Below are 19,940 nucleotides of genomic sequence, written 5' to 3' on the forward strand. Positions count from 1 at the left end.
GCCCTTGGGGTGGAGGAGCGGAGCCGGGTGACGTGGTGTCAGGGGCGCTGCGCGGTGGCGAAGATGTACCCGAGCTCGGGCATCTTGCCGAGGGCGGCCTGGTTGTGCAGGAAGAGCTCGTACCCCTCGACGCCGATGATGTCGACGTACTCGTCACGGTGGGCGCGGATCCACTCGACGTAGCCGTCGTACGTCTTGGCGGTCTCGCTGGTGATGTCGGTCAGTTCGAGGACCGTCCAGCCCGCCGCGCGGAAGATGCCGGGGTAGTCCCCGATGTCGGTGAGCGCGGCGTAGATGGTGGTGTCGCTGACCGTGGCGGTGCGCGGGCGGCTCGGGTCGGGGTTGAGGTAGACCATGTCGGCGATCGGCATCCGCGCGCCGGGCTTCACCGCGCGCAGGGCCTCGGTGAGGACCTGCTGCTTGTCGGGCATGTGGAGCATGGACTCCAGGGCCCAGCAGTGGTCGAACGACGCGTCGTCGAACGGCAGGTTCATGGCGTCGACCTGCTCGAACCGGACCCGGTCGGCGAGGCCCGCCTCCCGCGCCCTGCGGTTGCCGCGCTCGACCTGGCGGGCGCTCACGGAGATGCCGACCACCTCGACGTCACGGGCGCGGGCCAGCTGCATGGCGGGGGTGCCGTTGCCGCAGCCGATGTCGAGGACGCGGTCGCCGGGGGCGGGGTCGAGGCGGCGGATCATCTCGTCCGTCATCTGGACCATGGCCTGGTCGAACGTGGCCTCCTGCCTGCCGCTGTCGAACCAGTAGCCGTAGTGCAGGTTGCCGTCTCCGAGCTGAGTCATCAGATCGAAGACCTTGTGGTCGTAGTAGTGGCCGATGTCGCTGGGCTCGGGGGCGACGGTCTTGTTCACCGTCGGGGGCTTCTTGGTCGTCGCGTTCTTCGTCACGACCTCAGCGTCACGGCGCGGCACGGGGGGTCACAACCCCACCCCTGCCCCTCAAGAGCCCCTAAGGGCCCCCTCCGCCACCCCTAGTAGGGGGGGGCTCCCGAGTCTTGACGCCTTCCATACGGAACCGGTGGTACCGCGACATAAAAAATGAGAGTACGCTCCGACTAGATATTGAGCTCTCTTTAGGAGGTCGACTCTCGTGTCAGCAGATCTGGGTGCACGGCGGTGGTGGGCCGTCGGGGCTCTCGTACTCGCCTCGATGGTCGTGGGCTTCGATGTGACGATCCTGAGCCTGGCGCTGCCGGCCATGGCCGACGATCTCGGTGCGAACAACGTCGAGCTGCAGTGGTTCGTGACCTCGTACACGCTCGTGTTCGCGGCCGGAATGATCCCCGCGGGCATGCTCGGTGACCGGTTCGGGCGCAAGAAGGTGCTGCTCACCGCTCTGGTGATCTTCGGTATCAGCTCGCTGGCCTGTGCCTACGCCACGACCTCCGGCGCGTTCATCGGCGCGCGTGCGGTGCTCGGCCTGGGGGCCGCGCTGATCATGCCGACCACACTGTCGCTCCTGCCGGTGATGTTCTCCGACGAGGAGCGACCCAAGGCCATCGGAGCGGTGGCCGGTGCGGCGATGCTCGCGTATCCGCTCGGCCCGATCCTCGGCGGCTACCTGCTCAACCACTTCTGGTGGGGCTCCGTCTTCCTGATCAACGTGCCGGTGGTGATCCTCGCCTTCCTCGCGGTGTACGCCTGGCTGCCCGAGTCCAAGGCCAAGGAGGCCAAGCCGTTCGACGTGGGCGGACTCGTCTTCTCCAGCGTGGGGCTCGCCGCGATGACGTACGGCGTGATCCAGGGCGGCGAGAAGGGCTGGACCGACGTCACCACGCTCGTGCCGACGCTCGGCGGCATCCTCGCCATCGTGATCTTCGTGTTCTGGGAGAAGAGGGTGGCCGACCCGCTGGTCGACCTCTCGCTGTTCCGCTCGGCCCGGTTCACCTCCGGCACCATGCTCGGCACGGTCATCAACTTCACGATGTTCGGCGTGCTCTTCACGATGCCGCAGTACTACCAAGCGGTCCTCGGCACCGACGCGATGGGCAGCGGCTTCCGGCTCCTGCCGATGGTCGGCGGTCTGCTCGTCGGCGTCACCGTCGCCAACAAGGTCGCCAAGGCCCTCGGCCCGAAGACCGCGGTCGGCATCGGCTTCGCACTCCTGGCCGCCGCCCTCTTCTACGGCGCCACCACCGACATCAACAGCGGCACCGGCCTGGCAGCCGCATGGACGGCGGCGTACGGCCTCGGCCTCGGCATCGCCCTGCCCACCGCCATGGACGCGGCACTCGGAGCGCTCTCCGAGGACACCGCGGGCGTCGGCTCCGGCGTCAACCAGTCCATCCGCACCCTCGGCGGCAGCTTCGGCGCGGCCATCCTCGGCTCCGTCCTCAACTCCGGCTACCGCGGCAAGCTCGACCTCGACGGAGTGCCCGAGCAGGCACAGGGCGCCGTCAAGGACTCCGTCTTCGGCGGTCTCGCCGTGGCCCGTGCGCTGAAGTCCAACGGACTGGCCGACTCGGTGCGCTCCGCGTACGTCCACGCCCTTGACGTGGTGCTCGTCGTCTCCGGAGGCCTGGGACTGCTCGGCGTGCTGCTGGCGGTGGTGTGGCTGCCCCGCCAGGTTGGTCAGAGCACCGCCAAGACCGCAGAATCTGAGCATGAAGCCGCAGACGCAGTCTGACCAGGGCAAAACAGTGCCTGGTCTGAGAGAACGCAAGAAAGCCAGAACAAAGGCCGCGATTCAGCGGGAGGCGGTGCGCTTGTTCAGGGAACAGGGCTACTCCGCCACGACCATCGAGCAGATCGCCGAAGCCGCCGAGGTCGCCCCCAGCACCGTCTTCCGCTACTTCGCGACCAAGCAGGACCTGGTCTTCTCGCACGACTACGACCTGCCCTTCGCCATGATGTTCCAGGCCCAGTCGCCCGACCTGACGCCGATTCAGGCCGAGCGGCAGGCCATCAGGTCGATGCTGAAGGACATCACCGAGCAGGAACTGGCCCTGCAGCGCGAGCGCTTCGTGCTCATCCTCTCCGAGCCGGAGCTCTGGGGGGCCAGCCTGGGCAACATCAGCCAGACCATGCAGCTCCTCAGCGAGCAGGTGGCCAAGCGGTCCGGGCGCGACCCGGGTGACCCCGCGGTCCGCGCCTACACCGGGGCCCTGTTCGGTGTGATGCTGCAGGTCTCCCTGGACTGGGCGAACGACCCGGAGATGGACTTCGCGGCCACTCTGGACGAGGCGCTCTACTGCCTGGAAGACCTGCGGCCCTGACCGAAGGGGGCGGGCCTCGCGTCCGCCTTCCGACCAGACGCCGTACGCGACAGTCCCCCGCTGTCGCGTACGGGCAGCACGACCGCGCGCGGCCTCCGTCCCCCGGCTGCCGCGTCCGGTCCAACCTGGCGTGCTCCGGCTTCCCTCGACGGAGCACGCCAGGGGCTTGTCCGGGCCCGTCCCGAAGCATGGGCCGTACGTGTACGCGTCAGCCGCCGCTGCCCGCCGTCAGCGCCGCGGTCACCACGGCAGCCACCTGCTCCTGACAGTCGTCGAGGTAGAAGTGACCGCCGGGCAGCACCCGGAGATCGAACGCCGCACCGGTGCGCTCCCGCCACGTGGCGGCCTGCTCGGGCGAGGTCCGCTCGTCGGAATCCCCGATCAGCGCCGTGATCGGGCAGTCGAGACGCTCCGGCCCCGGTGCCTCGTACGAAGCCACGGCCCGGTAGTCGGCCCGCAGCGAGGGCAGGATCAGCTCCTGCAGCTCCGGGCTGCTGAAGAACCGTTCGTCAGTGCCGCCCATCGCCCGCAGATGCGCCATGATGTCCGCGTCCCCGAGGGCCCCCGACCGCCCGGCAGGACGATAGGGCCTGGCCAGCCCGCCGGAGGCGAACAGGTGCACCGGGAGACCGGGCCCGCCAGGATCCCGCAGCCGCCGCGCCACCTCGAACGCCACGATGGCGCCCAGGCTGTGCCCGAACAGTGCGAACGGCACGCCGTCGGACGGCAGTTGGGCCACGACACCGTCGGCGAGCCCGGCCACCGACTCAAGGCACGGCTCCGTGTGCCGGTCCTGCCGCCCCGGATACTGCACGGCCAGCACCTCGATGCCGGGCGAGAGCAGCCCGGAGAGGCCGAACCAGTAGCTCGCCGAGCCGCCCGCGAACGGAAAACAGACCAGCCGCACCGGTGCCGACGAGGAATCGTGGTACCGCCGCAACCACACCCCGGCCCCCGTGTTCCGCGGTGCCTGCGCCGTGCCCCTGTCCATCGCTCTCCCTCTCGGTCCGCCGCCGCGCGGGCACTCCGCCGGTGCCCGCGGCGCACCCGATGCTGGCCGCAGCCCATAGCGCCCGTCTAAAGCGGTGGACGGCTAGCCGGGGTTTGGTTCGCCTTTAGAGAGCCCGCTCACGATGAGCCCGGTACGCGAAGCGATCTCCGATTTCGGACCGGGAGCGCCGTTGATGTTTTCTGGCAGCCAGTTGTTCCGCGTTCGAACGCAGCTGACGTGATGGCCACGTCCTCGTCCGGCGCGAGCGCGGGACCCGAGCCGATCGCGGGAGCCGAGCCCCTTGCGGGCCCCGAGCCCGTGGCGGTCGTCGGGATGGCCTGCCGTCTGCCCGGAGCAGCCGACCCGGCGGCGTTCTGGCAGCTGTTGAGCGAGGGCAGGAGCGCCGTGCGCGACGCCCCGCCCGAACAACGGCAAGCCGATTCCGGCCTTCGCGGACCCGGCGGCTTCCTGGACCGGATCGACGGCTTCGACGCGCCCTTCTTCCACATCAGCCCACGCGAGGCCGTGGTGATGGACCCGCAGCAGCGGCTCCTCCTCGAACTGAGCTGGGAAGCGCTGGAGGACGCGGGCATCAGGCCGCCCGCCCTGGCCCGCAGCCGCACCGGAGTCTTCGTCGGCGCGCTCTGGGACGACTACGCCGACGTCCTGAACCGCACCGGACAGGACGCCGTCACCCGCCACACCATGACCGGAGTCCACCGCAGCATTCTGGCCAACCGCATCTCGTACGCGTACCACCTGGCAGGACCGAGCCTGACCGTCGACACCGCCCAGTCATCCTCGCTCGTCGCCGTGCACCTGGCCTGCGAGAGCATCAGGCGCGGCGAGTGCGAGGCCGCGTTCGCGGGCGGCGTCAACCTCATCTGCTCGCCCCGGTCCACCGAGCTGGCCGAGGCCCGCTTCGGCGGCCTCTCGGCCACGGGCCGCTGCCACACCTTCGACGCCCGGGCCGACGGTTTCGTCCGCGGCGAGGGCGGCGGACTCGTGGTGCTCAAGCCGCTCGCGGCGGCGCGACGCGACGGCGACACGGTGTACTGCGTGATCAGCGGAAGCGCCGTCAACAGCGACGGGGCGACCGACGGGCTCACCCTGCCCAGCGGACAGGCGCAACGCGACGTGGTGCGCCTGGCGTGCAGCCGGGCCCGGGTGACGCCCGACCAGGTCCAGTACGTCGAACTGCACGGCACCGGCACCCCCGTCGGGGACCCGATCGAGGCCGCCGCGCTCGGCGCCGCGCTCGGACAGGACCAGGCGCGCACCACGCCGCTCGCCGTTGGCTCCGCCAAGACGAACGTCGGCCACCTCGAAGCCGCCGCGGGCATCGTCGGACTCCTCAAGACGGCGCTGAGCATCCACCATCGGCAGCTCCCACCGAGCCTGAACTTCACCACCCCCAATCCGGCCATCCCGCTGACCGACCTCGGCCTGGCCGTCCAGCAGGAGACGGCCGACTGGCCGCGCCCCGAACAGCCCCTGATCGCCGGGGTGTCCTCGTTCGGAATGGGGGGCACGAACGGTCACCTTGTGGTGGCTGCGGAGCCTGTTTGCGCGGAGCCCGTCAGAGGTTGTTCGGGTGGGGAGGTCGCGGCCGCCGCACGTCCCAGGGTCTGGCCGTCGTCGACCCCGTGGCCGGTCAGCGCCCACAGCGCCTCCGCGCTGACCGCCCAGGCCGAACGGCTGCGCACACACTTCGCCGCCCGCCCCACCCCCGACGCCGCCCGGGTCGGCCACGCCCTGGCGACCACCCGCGCCCCCCTCTCCCACCGCGCGGTCCTGCTCGGCGGCGACACCGGCGAACTCCTGGGCTCTCTGGACGCGCTGGCCGCGGGCGAGGAGACCGCCGGAGTGGTGTGCGGCGAGGCGGACGCCGACGGCAAGCTGGCCTTCCTCTTCAGCGGTCAGGGCGCACAACGCCCCGGTATGGGACGTGAGTTGTACGCCGCATACCCTGCCTTCGCCGACGCGCTCGACGAGGCGTTCGCGGCCCTGGACGTCCATCTGGACCGCCCGCTGCGCGAGATCGTCCTCGGCGAGGACGCCGAGAGCCAGGCGCTCCTCGACGAGACCGCGTACACCCAGCCCGCCCTCTTCGCGATCGAGACGGGCCTGTACCGGCTCGCCGCCTCCTTCGGCCTGACCCCCGACTACGTCCTCGGCCACTCGGTCGGCGAGATCACCGCGGCACACGTGGCCGGTGTCCTCTCCCTGGCGGACGCCAGCGCCCTGGTGGCCGCCCGTGGACGGCTCATGCAGGCGGTACGGGCGCCCGGCGCGATGGCCGCCTGGCAGGCGACCGCGGACGAGGCGGCGGAGCTGCTCGCGGGGCACGAGGCGCGCGTGGCGGTGGCCGCCGTCAACGGACCCGACTCCGTCGTGGTCTCCGGTGACCGCGACACCGTCGAGGAACTGACCGCCGCCTGGCAGGCGCGCGGCCGCAAGGTCCGTCGCCTGAAGGTCAGCCACGCCTTCCACTCGCCGCACATGGACTCCGTACTCGACGAGCTGCGCACGGTCGCCGCGGGCCTGACCTTCCACGCGCCGGTCATCCCTCTCGTCTCCAACGTCACCGGCGAGCCCGTGGCCGCGAACGGGGGCGAGCAGGCCGCTCCCGAGTACTGGGCGCGGCATGCGCGGGAGCCCGTGCGGTTCCTGGCCGGGGTGCGGGGGCTGTGCGAGCGCGGGGTGACCACGTTCGTCGAACTCGGTCCTGACGCGCCGCTGTCGGCGATGGCCCGTGAGTGCTTCCCCGTCGCTGCGGATCCGGGCGGCGCCCCGAGTCGTCCGCGTTCCGTGGCGGTGGCTGCGTGCCGCCGCGGGCGCGATGAGGCGGTCACGTTCATGGCGGCTCTGGCGCAGGCGTATGTGCGGGGCGCCGATGTGGACTTCACTGGCGCGTACGAGGTGCGTGGTGGCGCGGGCCGATGGGGTCTGCCGACGTATGCCTTTCAGCGGGAGCGGTACTGGCCGGATGTGGCAGCGGTGCCGCCTGCGTCTGCCGCTGCAGCAGCTCCTGCCCCTGCTTCGTCTTCTGATTCTGCCCCGGCCGGGGCGCCGGGCGCGGCGGAACCTGACGTGCGGAGCGAGCTCGGCGGGCGGCTTGCCGCGCTCTCCGTCGCCGATCAGGAGCGCACGCTCCTGGGCCTGGTCGCCAAGCAGGTGGCCCTCGTGCTCGGTGCCACCTCGGCGACGGTCGAAAGCGCCCGCACCTTCAAGCAGCTGGGCTTCGACTCCATGGCCGCCGCCGAACTGAGCGAGCGGCTCGGCACGGCGACCGGACTTCCGCTCCCCGCGACCCTCACGTTCGACCACCCGACCCCGCTGGCCGTCGTGACGCACCTGCGAGCGCAGCTCACGGGGGCGGCAGCGTCGGACGAGGGCCGGAACGTGGAACCGGACGGGGATCCGGTCGAGGACCCCATCGCCATCGTCGCCATGAGCTGCCGCTACCCGGGCGGTGCCGGTACGCCGGAGGACCTGTGGCGGCTGGTCGAGGGCGGCGCCGACGCGATCGGCGCATTTCCCACCGACCGCGGCTGGGACCTGGAACGGCTCTTCCACCCCGACGCCGACCGGTCGGGCACGAGCTCCACGCGGCAGGGCGGATTCCTGTACGAGGCCGCCGACTTCGACGCCGAGTTCTTCGACATCAGCCCGCGCGAGGCGCTGGCCGTCGACCCGCAGCAGCGGCTGCTCCTCGAATGCGCCTGGGAGGCCTTCGAGCGGGCGGGACTGGACCCGCGGGCCCTCAAGGGCAGCCCCACCGGCGTGTTCGTCGGCATGACGGGTCAGGACTACGGCCCCCGGCTGCACGAACCGTCCCAGTCCACCGACGGCTACCTGCTGACCGGCAGCACTCCCAGCGTGGCATCGGGCCGTCTCTCGTTCAGCTTCGGCCTCGAAGGGCCCGCGCTGACGGTGGACACGGCCTGCTCCTCGTCGCTGGTCACGCTCCATCTGGCGGCGCAGGCGCTGCGGCGCGGCGAGTGCGACCTGGCGCTGGCCGGGGGCGCGACCGTCCTGGCCACGCCGGGCATGTTCACCGAGTTCTCGCGCCAGCGCGGCCTGGCCCCCGACGGGCGCTGCAAGCCGTTCGCGGAGGGCGCCGACGGCACGGGCTGGGCCGAGGGAGTGGGCCTCGTCCTCCTCGAACGCCTCTCCGCGGCGCGGCGCAAGGGCCATGAAGTCCTCGCGGTGATCCGGGGCTCCGCGGTCAACCAGGACGGCGCGAGCAACGGCCTGACCGCGCCCAACGGCCCCTCCCAGCAGCGCGTCATCCGCGCCGCGCTCGCGGACGCCCGGCTCGCGGCCGACGAGGTCGACGCCGTGGAGGCACACGGCACCGGGACGACGCTGGGCGACCCGATCGAGGCGCAGGCGCTGCTGGCTACGTATGGGCAGGGGCGGGCTGTGGAGCGTCCGTTGTGGCTGGGTTCGGTGAAGTCGAACATCGGTCACACGCAGGCCGCTGCTGGTGTTGCCGGTGTCATCAAGATGGTGCTGGCGCTGCGGCACGAGCGGCTCCCCGCCACCCTCCACGTCGACGAGCCGAGCGGGCACGTGGACTGGTCGACGGGTGCGGTACGCCTGCTCACGGAGCCGGTCGGCTGGCCGCGCGGCGACCGTCCGCGCCGCGCCGCGGTGTCGTCCTTCGGCATCTCAGGGACCAATGCGCATCTGGTGCTCGAAGAGGGGCCCGGAGAGCAGTCCGGGGGCACGGAGCGAGACACGCCCGAGGTGGGCTCGGGTACGGGTACGGGTTCGTCGGGCGTGGTGGTGCCGTGGGTGGTGTCCGGGCGTACCGGTGCCGCGCTGCGTGAACAGGCGTGCCGACTCGGGGAGTTCGTGGCGGTCGGCGCTGCCGCGTCCGCGTCCTCCGAGGCCGTGGGCCGGTCGCTGGTCACGACGCGGTCGGTGTTCGAGCACCGGGTCGTCGTCGTGGGCCGTGACCGGAAGGCGCTGACCGCCGGTCTGGCGGCGCTGGCCGCGGGGGAGGCTTCGCCGGACGTGGTGTCGGGGGCCGCTGGTGACACGGGCCCCGGACCGGTACTGGTCTTTCCGGGGCAGGGGTCGCAGTGGGTCGGTATGGGCTCCCAACTCCTCAAGGAATCGGTGGTGTTCGGGGCGCGCATCGCCGAATGCGAGCAGGCGCTCTCCCCGTACGTCGACTGGTCGCTGAGCGACGTGCTGCGCGGTGACGGCAGTGAACTGTCCCGGGTCGAGGTCGTCCAGCCCGTGTTGTGGGCGGTCATGGTCTCGCTGGCTGCCGTCTGGGCCGACCAGGGCGTCACCCCGGCCGCCGTCGTCGGCCACTCCCAGGGCGAGATCGCCGCGGCGGTCGTGGCCGGGGCGCTCACTCTGGAGGACGGCGCCAAGATCGTGGCGCTGCGCAGCCGGGCGCTGCGACACCTCTCCGGCGCGGGCGCCATGGCCTCCCTCGGCGTGGGCCAGGAACAGGCCGCCGAACTCATCGACGGCCACCCCGGAGTAGGCATAGCCGCCGTCAACGGACCTTCGTCGACCGTGATTTCGGGACCGCCCGAGCAGGTCGCCGCCGTCGTCGCGGACGCCGAGGCGCGCGAGCTGCGGGGTCGCGTCATCGACGTGGACTACGCCTCGCACAGTCCGCAGGTCGACAGCATCACCGACGAACTGACTCGGATCCTGGCGGGCGTCCGCCCCGTCCAGGCCCCCGTGGCGTTCTACTCGGCCGTCACCGGAACCCGCATCGACACCACGGCTCTGGACACCGACTACTGGGTCACGAACCTGCGCCGCCCGGTCCGGTTCGCCGACGCCGTCACCGCGCTCCTCGCCGACGGACACCGGATCTTCATCGAAGCCAGCAGCCACCCGGTCCTCACGCTCGGGCTGCAGGAAACCTTCGAGGAGGCCGGGGCCGAGGCCGTCACCGTCCCCACCCTGCGGCGGGAGGACGGTGGCCTCTCCCGCTTCGCCCACTCGCTGGCCCAGGCCTTCGGCGCCGGGTGTGCGGTCAAGTGGGAGAACTGGTTCCCCGCGGGTGGAGCGTCGGGGCCGGAGTCGTCCTCGTACACCTTGCAACTGCCCACGTACGCCTTCCAGCGGCGCCGCTACTGGCTGGAGGCCGCCGCCGGGAGCCAGGACGCGGCGGCCCTCGGCCTCGCCGCGGCCGGACATCCGCTCCTCGGCGCGGCCACCGAACTCGCCGACGGTGACGTGCACTTGCTCACCGGTCGCATCAGCAGGCACAGCCACCCCTGGCTCGCCCAGCACACCCTCTTCGGCACCGCCGTCGTGCCCGCCTCCGTGCTCATGGAATGGGCGCTGCGCGCCGCCGACGAGGCCGGTTGCGGGGGCGTCGAGGACCTCACGCTCCAGGCGCCCCTGGTGCTGCCCGACTCGGCGGGCGTGCAGGTGCAGATCGTGGTGGGTCCGGCTGACTCGCGGGGCGAGCAGGGTGGCGTGCAGGATGGGGAGAGTGGGCAGGGCGGGCGTCGCGATGTTCACGTCTATGCACGACCCGATGACGAGGATGCCCCCGACGGGGGCGGTGCGGCGTGGACGTGTCATGCGGCGGGACAGCTCGTCGCCGAGCCCACGGGCGTCGTCGACGCGGACGCCTCGGACGGGGTGTGGCCGCCCGCCGGTGCCGAGCCGGTCGACCTGGGTGACTTCTACGAGCGGGCCGCCGCGACCGGCGTCGGCTACGGGCCTGCCTTCACGGGGCTGCGTGCCCTGTGGCGGCGGGGCGCGGAGCTGTTCGCCGAGGCGGTACTTCCCCAGGGGGCTCCGGAGGGTGCCGGGTTCGGCATCCATCCGGCTCTCCTCGACGCCGCGCTGCACCCCGCGCTTCTCGGCGATTCGCCGACCGGGGACGACCAGGTGTGGCTGCCGTTCAGTCTGACCGGGGTGTCCCTCTGGGCGACCGGCGCGACGTCCGTACGTGTCCGCCTCTCGCCCCTGGACGACGACGGGCCCCTGCCCGAACGGGCCGGGCGGACCTGGCAGGTCGCCGTGAGCGATCCGACGGGCGCGGAGGTGCTGACCTGCGAGGGCCTGGTCGTGGTCGCGGCAGGGGCGCGGGAGATGCGGGGGGCCGGGCGGCGTGCGTCGTCCGATCTGTATGCGTTGCAGTGGATGCCGGTGACGGTGCCGGTATCAGTGGCGGAATCTGTTCCTGCTCCTGTTCCTCTGTCTGTATCGGCGGTGGAGAAGGCTGTCCCTGAGGCGGGGGCTCCGGTTCCATCTGTCGTCCTCGTCGACATGGATACTTCAGGCACCGCCCCGGGAGCGGATGAAGCAGCCGTGGCGCTGGCCGCGGCGCAGCGCACCGCCGCGCTCATCGACCGGTGGCTCGCCGACGAACGGCTCGCCGACACCCCTCTGGTGCTGCTCACGCACGGCGCCGTCGCCACGGGTGACGACCCCCTGCCCGCACCTGCGGCCGCTGCGGTGCGCGGGCTGGTCCACCAGGCGCAGGTCGCGCACCCGGGCCGCTTCCTCCTCATCGACACGAATGCCGACATCGTGGCGGGGGACGCTTCCCTGGAGCAGGCCGTGGCCACGGCGCTTGCCGCGCACGAGCCCCAACTGGCTCTGCGCAGCGGCCGATTCCTGGCGCCCCGCCTCACCGCGTCGTCAAAGACAGCGTCCACCACGGACGAAACGCGGCCGCTCGACCCGGACGGCACCGTGCTGCTCGTCGGTTCGGCGGGCGCGCCGGTCGCTGCGTTCGCCGAACACCTAGTACGCACCGAGCAGTGCAGGCATCTCCTGATTCTCTCCGAGGGCTACGTCTCCGGGACCGGTGAACTGGACCTGGTGGTAGGGGAGTTGCGAGAGATCGGTGCCACCGTGCGCCTGGGTGCCATCGACCCCGCGGATCCGGCGACGACCCTGACCGAAGCTGTCGCGGCGGTCGACGGGGACCACCCCGTCACGGCGGTCGTCCACGCCACCGGGACCTCGACGCCCGGGTCGTTCGCCGACGGGTGGGCGGCGAGGGCCGGTGTCACCGCCGCCCTGCACGCCGCGACGGCCCACCTCCCGCTCGCCCTGTTCGCCGTACTGTCCCCGGCAGGCGCGGACCTGGGCATCCCGCGGCCGACGGCCGACGCCGGAGCCGACGCATTCCGCGAGGCACTCGCCCTGCGCAGGCACACCGCCGACACGACAGGCGTGTCCCTCACCTACGGCCCACCCCCCGAGCCGAGCCCCGGCACCCCCGGCATCAAGGGAACCGAGCCCACACAACTGCCCGTTCTCCTCGACGCCGCACGCGCACACGGCGGCACCCCGCTCACCGGCGTGCGTCTTGCCGTACGCACCCTGGCCTCCGAAGGCGCCGACGCCCTGCCCGCGCCCCTGCGTGCGCTGGCCGCACCGCAGGCCCCCGCCCGGCGCACCGCCGCCGACCGCAGGCCCCCCACGGACTGGTCGGCCCGCCTGGCCTCCCTGTCCACCGCCGAACAACTCCGGCTGCTCACCGATGCCGTACGGGCCCACGCCGCCGCGGTCCTCGGCCGCACCGACCCGGAGGCGCTGCGCGGCGACGCCACGTTCAAACAGCTGGGCCTGGACTCGCTGACAGCAGTCGAGCTGCGCAACCGGCTCGTGGAGGACACCGGCCTGCGCCTGCCTACCGCCCTCGTCTTCCGCCACCCCACCCCCACGGCCGTCGCCGGACACCTGCGCGAGCGGCTGACCGGCGGCCGGAGCGAGCGGCCCGCCGGGGGCGGGGCGGCGGCCGCCGCGGCGCAGTCCGGACCACCCGCCACGGGCACCGTGCTGAGCGACCTGACCCGCATGGAGAGCAGCCTGGCCGCGCTCGCCGCCCAGTTGTCCCAAGGGGAGACGGGCGAGATCACCACCCGGCTAGAGGCGCTGCTCGCCCGCTGGAAGACCACGAACGTCACGGCGGGCGACGACGACAGCGCCGCCGACCGGCTCAAGGCCGCGTCCGCCGACCAGATCTTCGACTTCATCGACAACGAGCTGGGTGTCGGGCACGACACCTCGCGCGCCACCCCCACTCCGAAGGCCGGGTGACCCCCCATGGCGAGTGAAGAGCAACTGGTCGAGTATCTGCGCAGGGTGACCACCGAGCTCCACGACACGCGTCGGCGCCTGGTGCAGGAGGAGGACCGCAGGCACGAGCCGGTGGCGCTGGTCGGGATGGCCTGCCGCTTCCCGGGCGGCGTGGCCTCGCCGGAGGACCTCTGGGACTTGGTGGCCGCGGGCAAGGACGCCATCGAGGACTTCCCCACCGACCGGGGCTGGGACCTGGAGGCGCTCTACCACCCGGACCCGGCCAACTACGCCACCAGCTATGTGCGCCACGGCGGCTTCGTGGACGACGCGGGCTCCTTCGACGCCGACTTCTTCGGCATCAGCCCGCGCGAGGCGCTGGCGATGGACCCGCAGCAGCGCTTGATGCTGGAGACGTCCTGGGAGCTGTTCGAGCGTTCCGGCATCGACCCCGTCTCCCTCAAGGGAAGTCGCACCGGCGTCTACGCGGGGGTGTCGAGCGAGGACTACATGTCCCAACTCCCGCGCATCCCGGAGGGGTTCGAGGGACACGCCACCACTGGCAGCCTCACCAGCGTCATCTCCGGCCGTGTGGCCTACAACTACGGTCTCGAAGGCCCCGCTGTCACTGTCGACACGGCCTGCTCCGCCTCCCTCGTCGCCATCCACCTGGCGAGCCAGGCACTGCGTCAGCGCGAGTGCGACCTGGCCGTCGCGGGCGGTGTGCTCGTGCTGTCGAGTCCGCTGATGTTCACCGAGTTCTGCCGCCAGCGCGGGCTGGCGCCGGACGGCCGCTGCAAACCGTTCGCCGCCGCGGCCGACGGCACCGGCTTCTCCGAAGGCATCGGCCTGATCCTCCTGGAGCGCCTGTCGGACGCCCGTCGCAACGGCCACAACGTACTCGCCGTCATCCGTGGCTCGGCCGTCAACCAGGACGGCGCGAGCAACGGACTGACCGCCCCCAACGACGCCGCACAGGAACAGGTCATCCGCGCCGCCCTCGACAGCGCCCGGCTCACCCCCGCCGAGGTGGACGCGGTCGAGGCGCACGGCACCGGCACGAAGCTGGGCGACCCCATCGAGGCCGGAGCGCTGCTCGCCACCTACGGCCGACACCGTGAGCGGCCCCTCCTGCTCGGCTCCCTCAAGTCCAACATCGGCCACACGCACGCCACCGCCGGTGTCGCCGGTGTCATCAAGACCGTCATGGCGATCCGCAACGGCGTGCTGCCCGCCACCCTCCACGTCGAGGAACTCAGCCCGCACGTCGACTGGGACGCGGGCGCGGTCGAGGTCGTCACGGAGCCCACCCTCTGGCCCGAGACCGGCCATCCGCGTCGCGCCGGGGTGTCCGCGTTCGGGATCTCGGGGACCAATGCGCATTTGATTTTGGAGGAGGCGCCTGAGGGTGAGGTGCCGGGCGAGGTGGCTGGTCCTGTTGCGTCCGGGGCCGGTGGTGCGGGTGTGGTGGTGCCGTGGGTGGTTTCCGGGCGGACGCCTGAAGCGTTGCGTGAACAGGCGCGGCGGCTGGGCGAGTTCGTGGCGGGCGACACGGAGGCGCTGCCGACGGAGGTCGGGTGGTCGTTGGCTACTACGCGGTCGGTGTTCGAGCACCGGGCCGTGGTGGTGGGTCGGGACCGGGATGCGTTGACGGACGGTCTTGAGGCGTTGGCTGTTGGCGCGGCATCTGTGGATGTGGTGTCCGGGGTTGTGGCTGGTGATGTGGGGCCGGGGCCGGTGTTGGTGTTTCCGGGGCAGGGGTCGCAGTGGGTGGGTATGGGGGCCCAACTGCTGGATGAGTCGCCGGTGTTCGCGGCCCGGATCGACGAGTGCGAGCGGGCGCTGTCTGCGTACGTGGACTGGTCGCTGTGTGACGTGTTGCGCGGGGACGGCAGTGAGCTGGCGCGGGTCGAGGTGGTCCAGCCGGTGCTGTGGGCCGTGATGGTGTCGCTGGCCGCGGTGTGGGCGGATCAGGGGGTCGTCCCGGCCGCCGTGATCGGACACTCGCAGGGTGAGATGGCTGCCGCCTGTGTCGCGGGCGCGCTCTCCCTGGAGGATGCGGCGCGGATCGTGGCGGTGCGCAGTGACGCCCTCCGCCAGCTCCAAGGCCACGGCGACATGGCTTCCCTGGGCACCAGTGCCGAGCAGGCCGCCGAGCTGATCGGGGACGACCGGCCGGGCGTGACCGTCGCCGCCGTCAACGGCCCGTCCTCAACGGTCATTTCGGGCCCCCCGGAGGAAGTGGCCGCCGTCGTCGCCGACGCGGAGGAACGCGGCCTCCGGGCCCGGGTCATCGACGTCGGCTACGCCTCTCACAACCCCCAGATCGATCAGCTCCACGACCTGCTCACCGAACGCCTGGCCGACATCCGGCCGGTGTCGACGGACGTGGCGTTCTACTCGACGGTCACGGCCGAGCGGCTTGCGGACACCACGGCGCTGGACAGCGGCTACTGGGTCACCAACCTCCGCCAGCCCGTCCGCTTCGCAGACACCATCGACGCGTTGCTGGCCGACGGCTATCGCCTGTTCATCGAGGCGAGCGCGCACCCGGTGTTGAGTCTCGGCATGGAGGAGACCATCGAGCAGGCGGACGTCTCCGCCACCGTGATCCCCACTCTGCGCCGCGATCACGGCGACGCCGCCCAGCTCACCCGCGCAGCGGCTCAGGCCTTCACCGCGGGCGCGGAGGTCGACTGGCGGCGCTGGTTCCCAACCGAGCCCACCCCCCGTACCGTCGACCTCCCCACCTACGCCTTCCAACGCCGCCGCTACTGGCTGGCCGACACCGTGAAGCGTGCCGTCGGGGAACAGGGGCCGAGCGGGTCGGGGCACGCGCAGTTGCCGATCGCGGTCGCGCTCGCCGACGGGGGAGTGGTGCTGAACGGCCGGGTCTCCGTCGAGCGCGGTGGCTGGCTGGGCGGGCACGTCGTCGCCGGGACCGTTCTGGTGCCGGGGGCCGCGCTGGTCGAGTGGGTGTTGCGGGCCGCCGACGAGGTGGGCGCCGCCATGCTGGATGAACTGACGCTCCAGGCGCCCTTGGTGCTGCCCGGAACCGGCGGCCTCCAGGTCCAGGTCGTCGTGGGTGTTGCGGACGAGCAGGGCAGGAGCGACGTACGCGTGTACTCGCGTCCTGAGCCCGAGCAGGATGGCGCCGCCGCGTGGGTGTGTCATGCGGTCGGCGAGCTCGGGCGGGAATCGGGGGCGCGTCCGCCGCGGCAGGCCGGGGAGTGGCCCCCGGCGGGGGCCGAACCGGTGGATGTGGGCGAGTTCTACGAAGGCGTCGCCGCCGCCGGATACGAGTACGGCCCGGCGTTCCGCGGACTTCGTGCGATGTGGCGGCAGGGTGAGGACCTGTTGGCGGAGGTGGAGCTGCCCGAGCAGGCCGGTCCGCCTGCCGGGTTCGGCATCCACCCCGCGCTGCTGGACGCCGCCCTGCACCCGCTGCTCGCACAACGAGGGCTGGCCGGAGCCTCGGGGGCCGGGGCCGCGAGTGGGCAGGTGCTGCTGCCCTTCACCTGGAGCGGTGTGGCGCTGTGGGCCACGGACGCCACGACCGTGCGCGTGAGGATCAGTGGGCTGAGCGGGAGCGGCGAGGAGACGGTGTCGCTGGCGGTGACCGATCCCGCCGGTGCGCCCGTGCTGGACGTGGCGGAGCTGCGGCTGCGGTCGACCAGCGCCCGGCAGGTGCGGGCGGCGGTGGGGTCCGGCGCCGACGGACTGTACGAACTGCGGTGGACGCCGCTTTCCGGCCCGGCGGCCGTGGGTGGTCCCGGCGCGACCGATGCCTCCGATTGCGTGACGCTCGTCGGGCTGAGTGCCGAAGGCGTACGCGGGCTCGCCGACGCCGCCACCACCCCGCCCTCCGTGGTCCTGGCCCCCGTGGACACTTCACATGCCGTGACGCATGAGGACACACTCGCCCTGGCAGGACGTGTGCTGGGCGTCGTCCAGGAGTTCCTGGCCGTGCCCGGTCTGGAGCAGGCTCAGCTGGTCTTCGTGACCAGGGGTGCGGCTGGTCCCGATGACGACTCCGGTGTGCCGGGCGGCGCCCCGGACCCGGCGGGCGCGGCCCTGTGGGGCCTCGTCCGCAGCGCGCAGTCGGAGAACCCGGGCCGGTTCGTCCTGCTCGACACCGACAGTCCGCTCGACTCCGACAGTCCGCTCGACATCGACGGTCCACACGACACCGACGACCCGCTCGACCGCGCAGCGAGCGCGGAGATCCTGGACGCTGTGCGGTGCGCGGCGGACGCCGACGAGCCCCAACTCGCCCTACGAGAATGCCGCGTGCTCGTGCCCAGGTGGGCGCGTGCCGACGCGTCGGCCGAGTTGGCCGGGCCGCCCGGGGCGCGGGCGTGGCGGCTCGTGGGTGGGGAGTCCGGGACGCTGGACGCCGTCGAGGCGGTGGCCTGCGACGAGGTGCTGCGTCCGTTGGAGCCGGGTCAGGTCCGGGTCGCCGTGCATGCGGCCGGGGTGAATTTCCGGGACGTGTTGATCGCTCTGGGCATGTATCCGGACGCCGACGCGCTGCCCGGCACCGAGGCGGCCGGTGTGGTGACCGAGATCGGGCCGGGCGTCACCCGGCTTTCGGCGGGCGACCGTGTGATGGGCATGCTGAAGGAGGGCGCCTTCGGCCCGTGGGCCGTCGCCGACGCACGCATGCTGGCCCCTGTACCGGCTGGCTGGGACACGCGACAGGCGGCCGCCGCCCCGGCCGCGTTCCTCACGGCCTGGTACGGGCTGGTCGAGCTCGCCGGGTTGACGGCGGGCGAACGGGTCCTGATACACGCCGCTACTGGTGGCGTGGGGATGGCTGCGGTGCAGATCGCCCGGCATCTGGGCGCCGAGGTCTTCGCCACCGCGAGTCCGGCCAAGCACGCCGTGCTGGAGGAGATGGGCATCGACGCCGCCCACCGCGCCTCCTCCCGGGACGCGGCGTTCGAGGACACCGTCCGCCGCACCACCGGCGGCCGTGGCGTGGACGTCGTACTCAACAGCCTCACCGGTGAACTCCTGGACGCCTCCCTGCGGTTGCTCGGCGAGGGCGGGCGGTTCGTCGAGATGGGCAAGAGCGATCCGCGTGAACCCGAACTGGTCGCGCTGGAGCACCCCGGAGTGTCGTACGGGGCCTTCGACCTGGTCGCCGACGCCGGGCCCGAGCGGCTCGGGCGGATGCTCGACCTGCTCGGCGGGCTCTTCGCCGCCGGGACGCTGGTCCCGCTGCCCGTCTCCGCACGGCCTTTGGGGCGGGCGCCCGAGGCGTTCCGGTTCATGAGCCAGGCGAAGCACACCGGCAAGCTCGTGCTCGACGTACCGGCACCGCTCGATCCCGACGGCACCGTCCTCGTCACAGGAGGCACCGGCACCATCGGCGCCGCCGTGGCCGAACACCTGGCACGCACCGGCGAGAGCAGGCACCTGCTCGTCGTCAGCCGCAGCGGAGGTGCTGCCGAAGGGACCGAGCAACTCCGTGCACGTATAGAGGAGGTGGGGGCCCAAGTCGCCTTCTCCGCCGTCGACCTGAGCGAGCCGGGAGCCGTCGCCGCACTGATCGCCGGAATCGACCCTGCGCATCCGCTCACCGGAGTCGTCCACGCCGCCGGTGTGCTCGACAATGCCATGATCGGCACGCAGGGCCCCGAAAGCCTCGCCCGGGTGTGGGCGGCCAAGGCCGCCGCCGCGCACCAACTGGACGTGGCCACAAGGGGGATGAGGCTCGGCTTGTTCGTCCTCTTCTCCTCCTTCGCCTCCACCATGGGCACCCCGGGACAGGCCAACTACGCCTCCGCCAACGCCTACTGCGACGCGCTGGCCGCGCGCCGCCGTGCGGAGGGGCTGGCCGGTCTCTCCGTGGCGTGGGGGCTGTGGGAGGCCACCAGCGGCCTCACCGGCACGCTGTCCGCCGCCGACCGGGCCCGCATCGACCGCTACGGCATCAAGCCGACCACCGCGGCCCGCGGCTGCGCCCTCCTGGCGGCCGCACGCGCCCACGGGCGCCCCGACCTGCTCGCCCTGGACCTGGACGCCCGCGTCCCTGCCGCCTCCGACGCCCCGCTCCCCGCCGTACTGCGCACACTGGCGGCCGCGGGACCACCTGCTGCCGCCCGCCCCACCGCGGCCGCCGCCGGGGAGGCGACGGACTGGGCAGGCAGGCTCGACGGCCTCAGCGTCGAGGAACAACTGGACCTCCTCACCTCGCTGGTCCGCACCCAGGCGGCCGGGGTCCTCGGACACGCCGACCCGGACGCGGTGCAGGTGGACACGCCGTTCAAGGAGCTCGGATTCGACTCGCTCACCGCCGTCGAACTGCGCAACAGGCTCGCGGCGGCGACCGGCCTGAAGCTGCCCGCGGCCCTGGTCTTCGACTACCCGCAGGCCCACGTGCTCGCTGCCCACCTGGCCGAACGGCTCGCCCCTGACGGGACACGGGCCACCAACAGTGACATGACCGCCCAGGTCCTTCAGGAGGTGGCCAGGGTCGAGCACGCCCTGTCCGCCGCCGTCGCGCAGGGCCTGGACCAGGCGGCCGTCGCGGCCCGCCTGGAGGCACTCCTCGCCCGCTTCGCGGCGACCACGGCTGCCGCGGCCGCGGCGGACGGCGAGGACGCGGTGGACCAGCTGGAGACGGCCACCGCCGAGCAGGTACTGGACTTCATCGACAACGAACTCGGGGTGTGAGCCGCATGC

At 72.3% G+C, this 19,940-nt stretch carries 6 protein-coding genes; 4 read left to right on the forward strand and 2 right to left on the reverse strand.

All coding sequences use genetic code 11. The features are described from left to right. Positions 1–38: 38 nt before the first annotated feature. Entirely contained in the window at positions 39–905 is an 867-nt protein-coding gene (locus AC068B_RS15370) for an SAM-dependent methyltransferase (RefSeq protein WP_478671904.1), read from the reverse strand. A 202-nt stretch (positions 906–1,107) separates the two neighbouring features. Between AC068B_RS15370 and AC068B_RS15375 the strand changes: the two genes are divergently transcribed. Together AC068B_RS15375 and AC068B_RS15380 are read left to right on the forward strand one after the other, a co-directional pair. Next, the gene (locus AC068B_RS15375; protein ID WP_478671905.1) at positions 1,108–2,643 is read left to right on the forward strand and encodes a DHA2 family efflux MFS transporter permease subunit; all 1,536 of its coding nucleotides are present in this window, start codon (positions 1,108–1,110) and stop codon (positions 2,641–2,643) included. A 73-nt stretch (positions 2,644–2,716) separates the two neighbouring features. Next, positions 2,717–3,232, forward strand: a complete 516-nt coding sequence (locus AC068B_RS15380; protein WP_478671906.1) for an acyl-CoA-like ligand-binding transcription factor — start codon at positions 2,717–2,719, stop codon at positions 3,230–3,232. A 208-nt stretch (positions 3,233–3,440) separates the two neighbouring features. On the opposite strand, the gene AC068B_RS15385 is transcribed toward AC068B_RS15380, so the two are convergent. After that, complete coding sequence (locus tag AC068B_RS15385) at positions 3,441–4,223, reverse strand: thioesterase II family protein (RefSeq protein ID WP_478671908.1); 783 nt, start codon at positions 4,221–4,223, stop codon at positions 3,441–3,443. A 240-nt stretch (positions 4,224–4,463) separates the two neighbouring features. Here AC068B_RS15385 and AC068B_RS15390 point away from each other — a divergent pair, with 240 nt between their 5' ends. After that, a complete protein-coding gene (locus AC068B_RS15390) occupies positions 4,464–13,271 on the forward strand; it encodes a type I polyketide synthase (RefSeq protein ID WP_478671909.1) in 8,808 nt (2,935 codons plus the stop codon). A gap of 6 nt (positions 13,272–13,277) precedes the next feature. Then, on the forward strand, positions 13,278–19,931 hold the full coding sequence (locus tag AC068B_RS15395) for an SDR family NAD(P)-dependent oxidoreductase (protein ID WP_478671910.1): 6,654 nt from the start codon (positions 13,278–13,280) through the stop codon (positions 19,929–19,931). Positions 19,932–19,940: the final 9 nt, after the last annotated feature.

This window comes from Streptomyces sp. NPDC042371 (genome assembly GCF_056437465.1).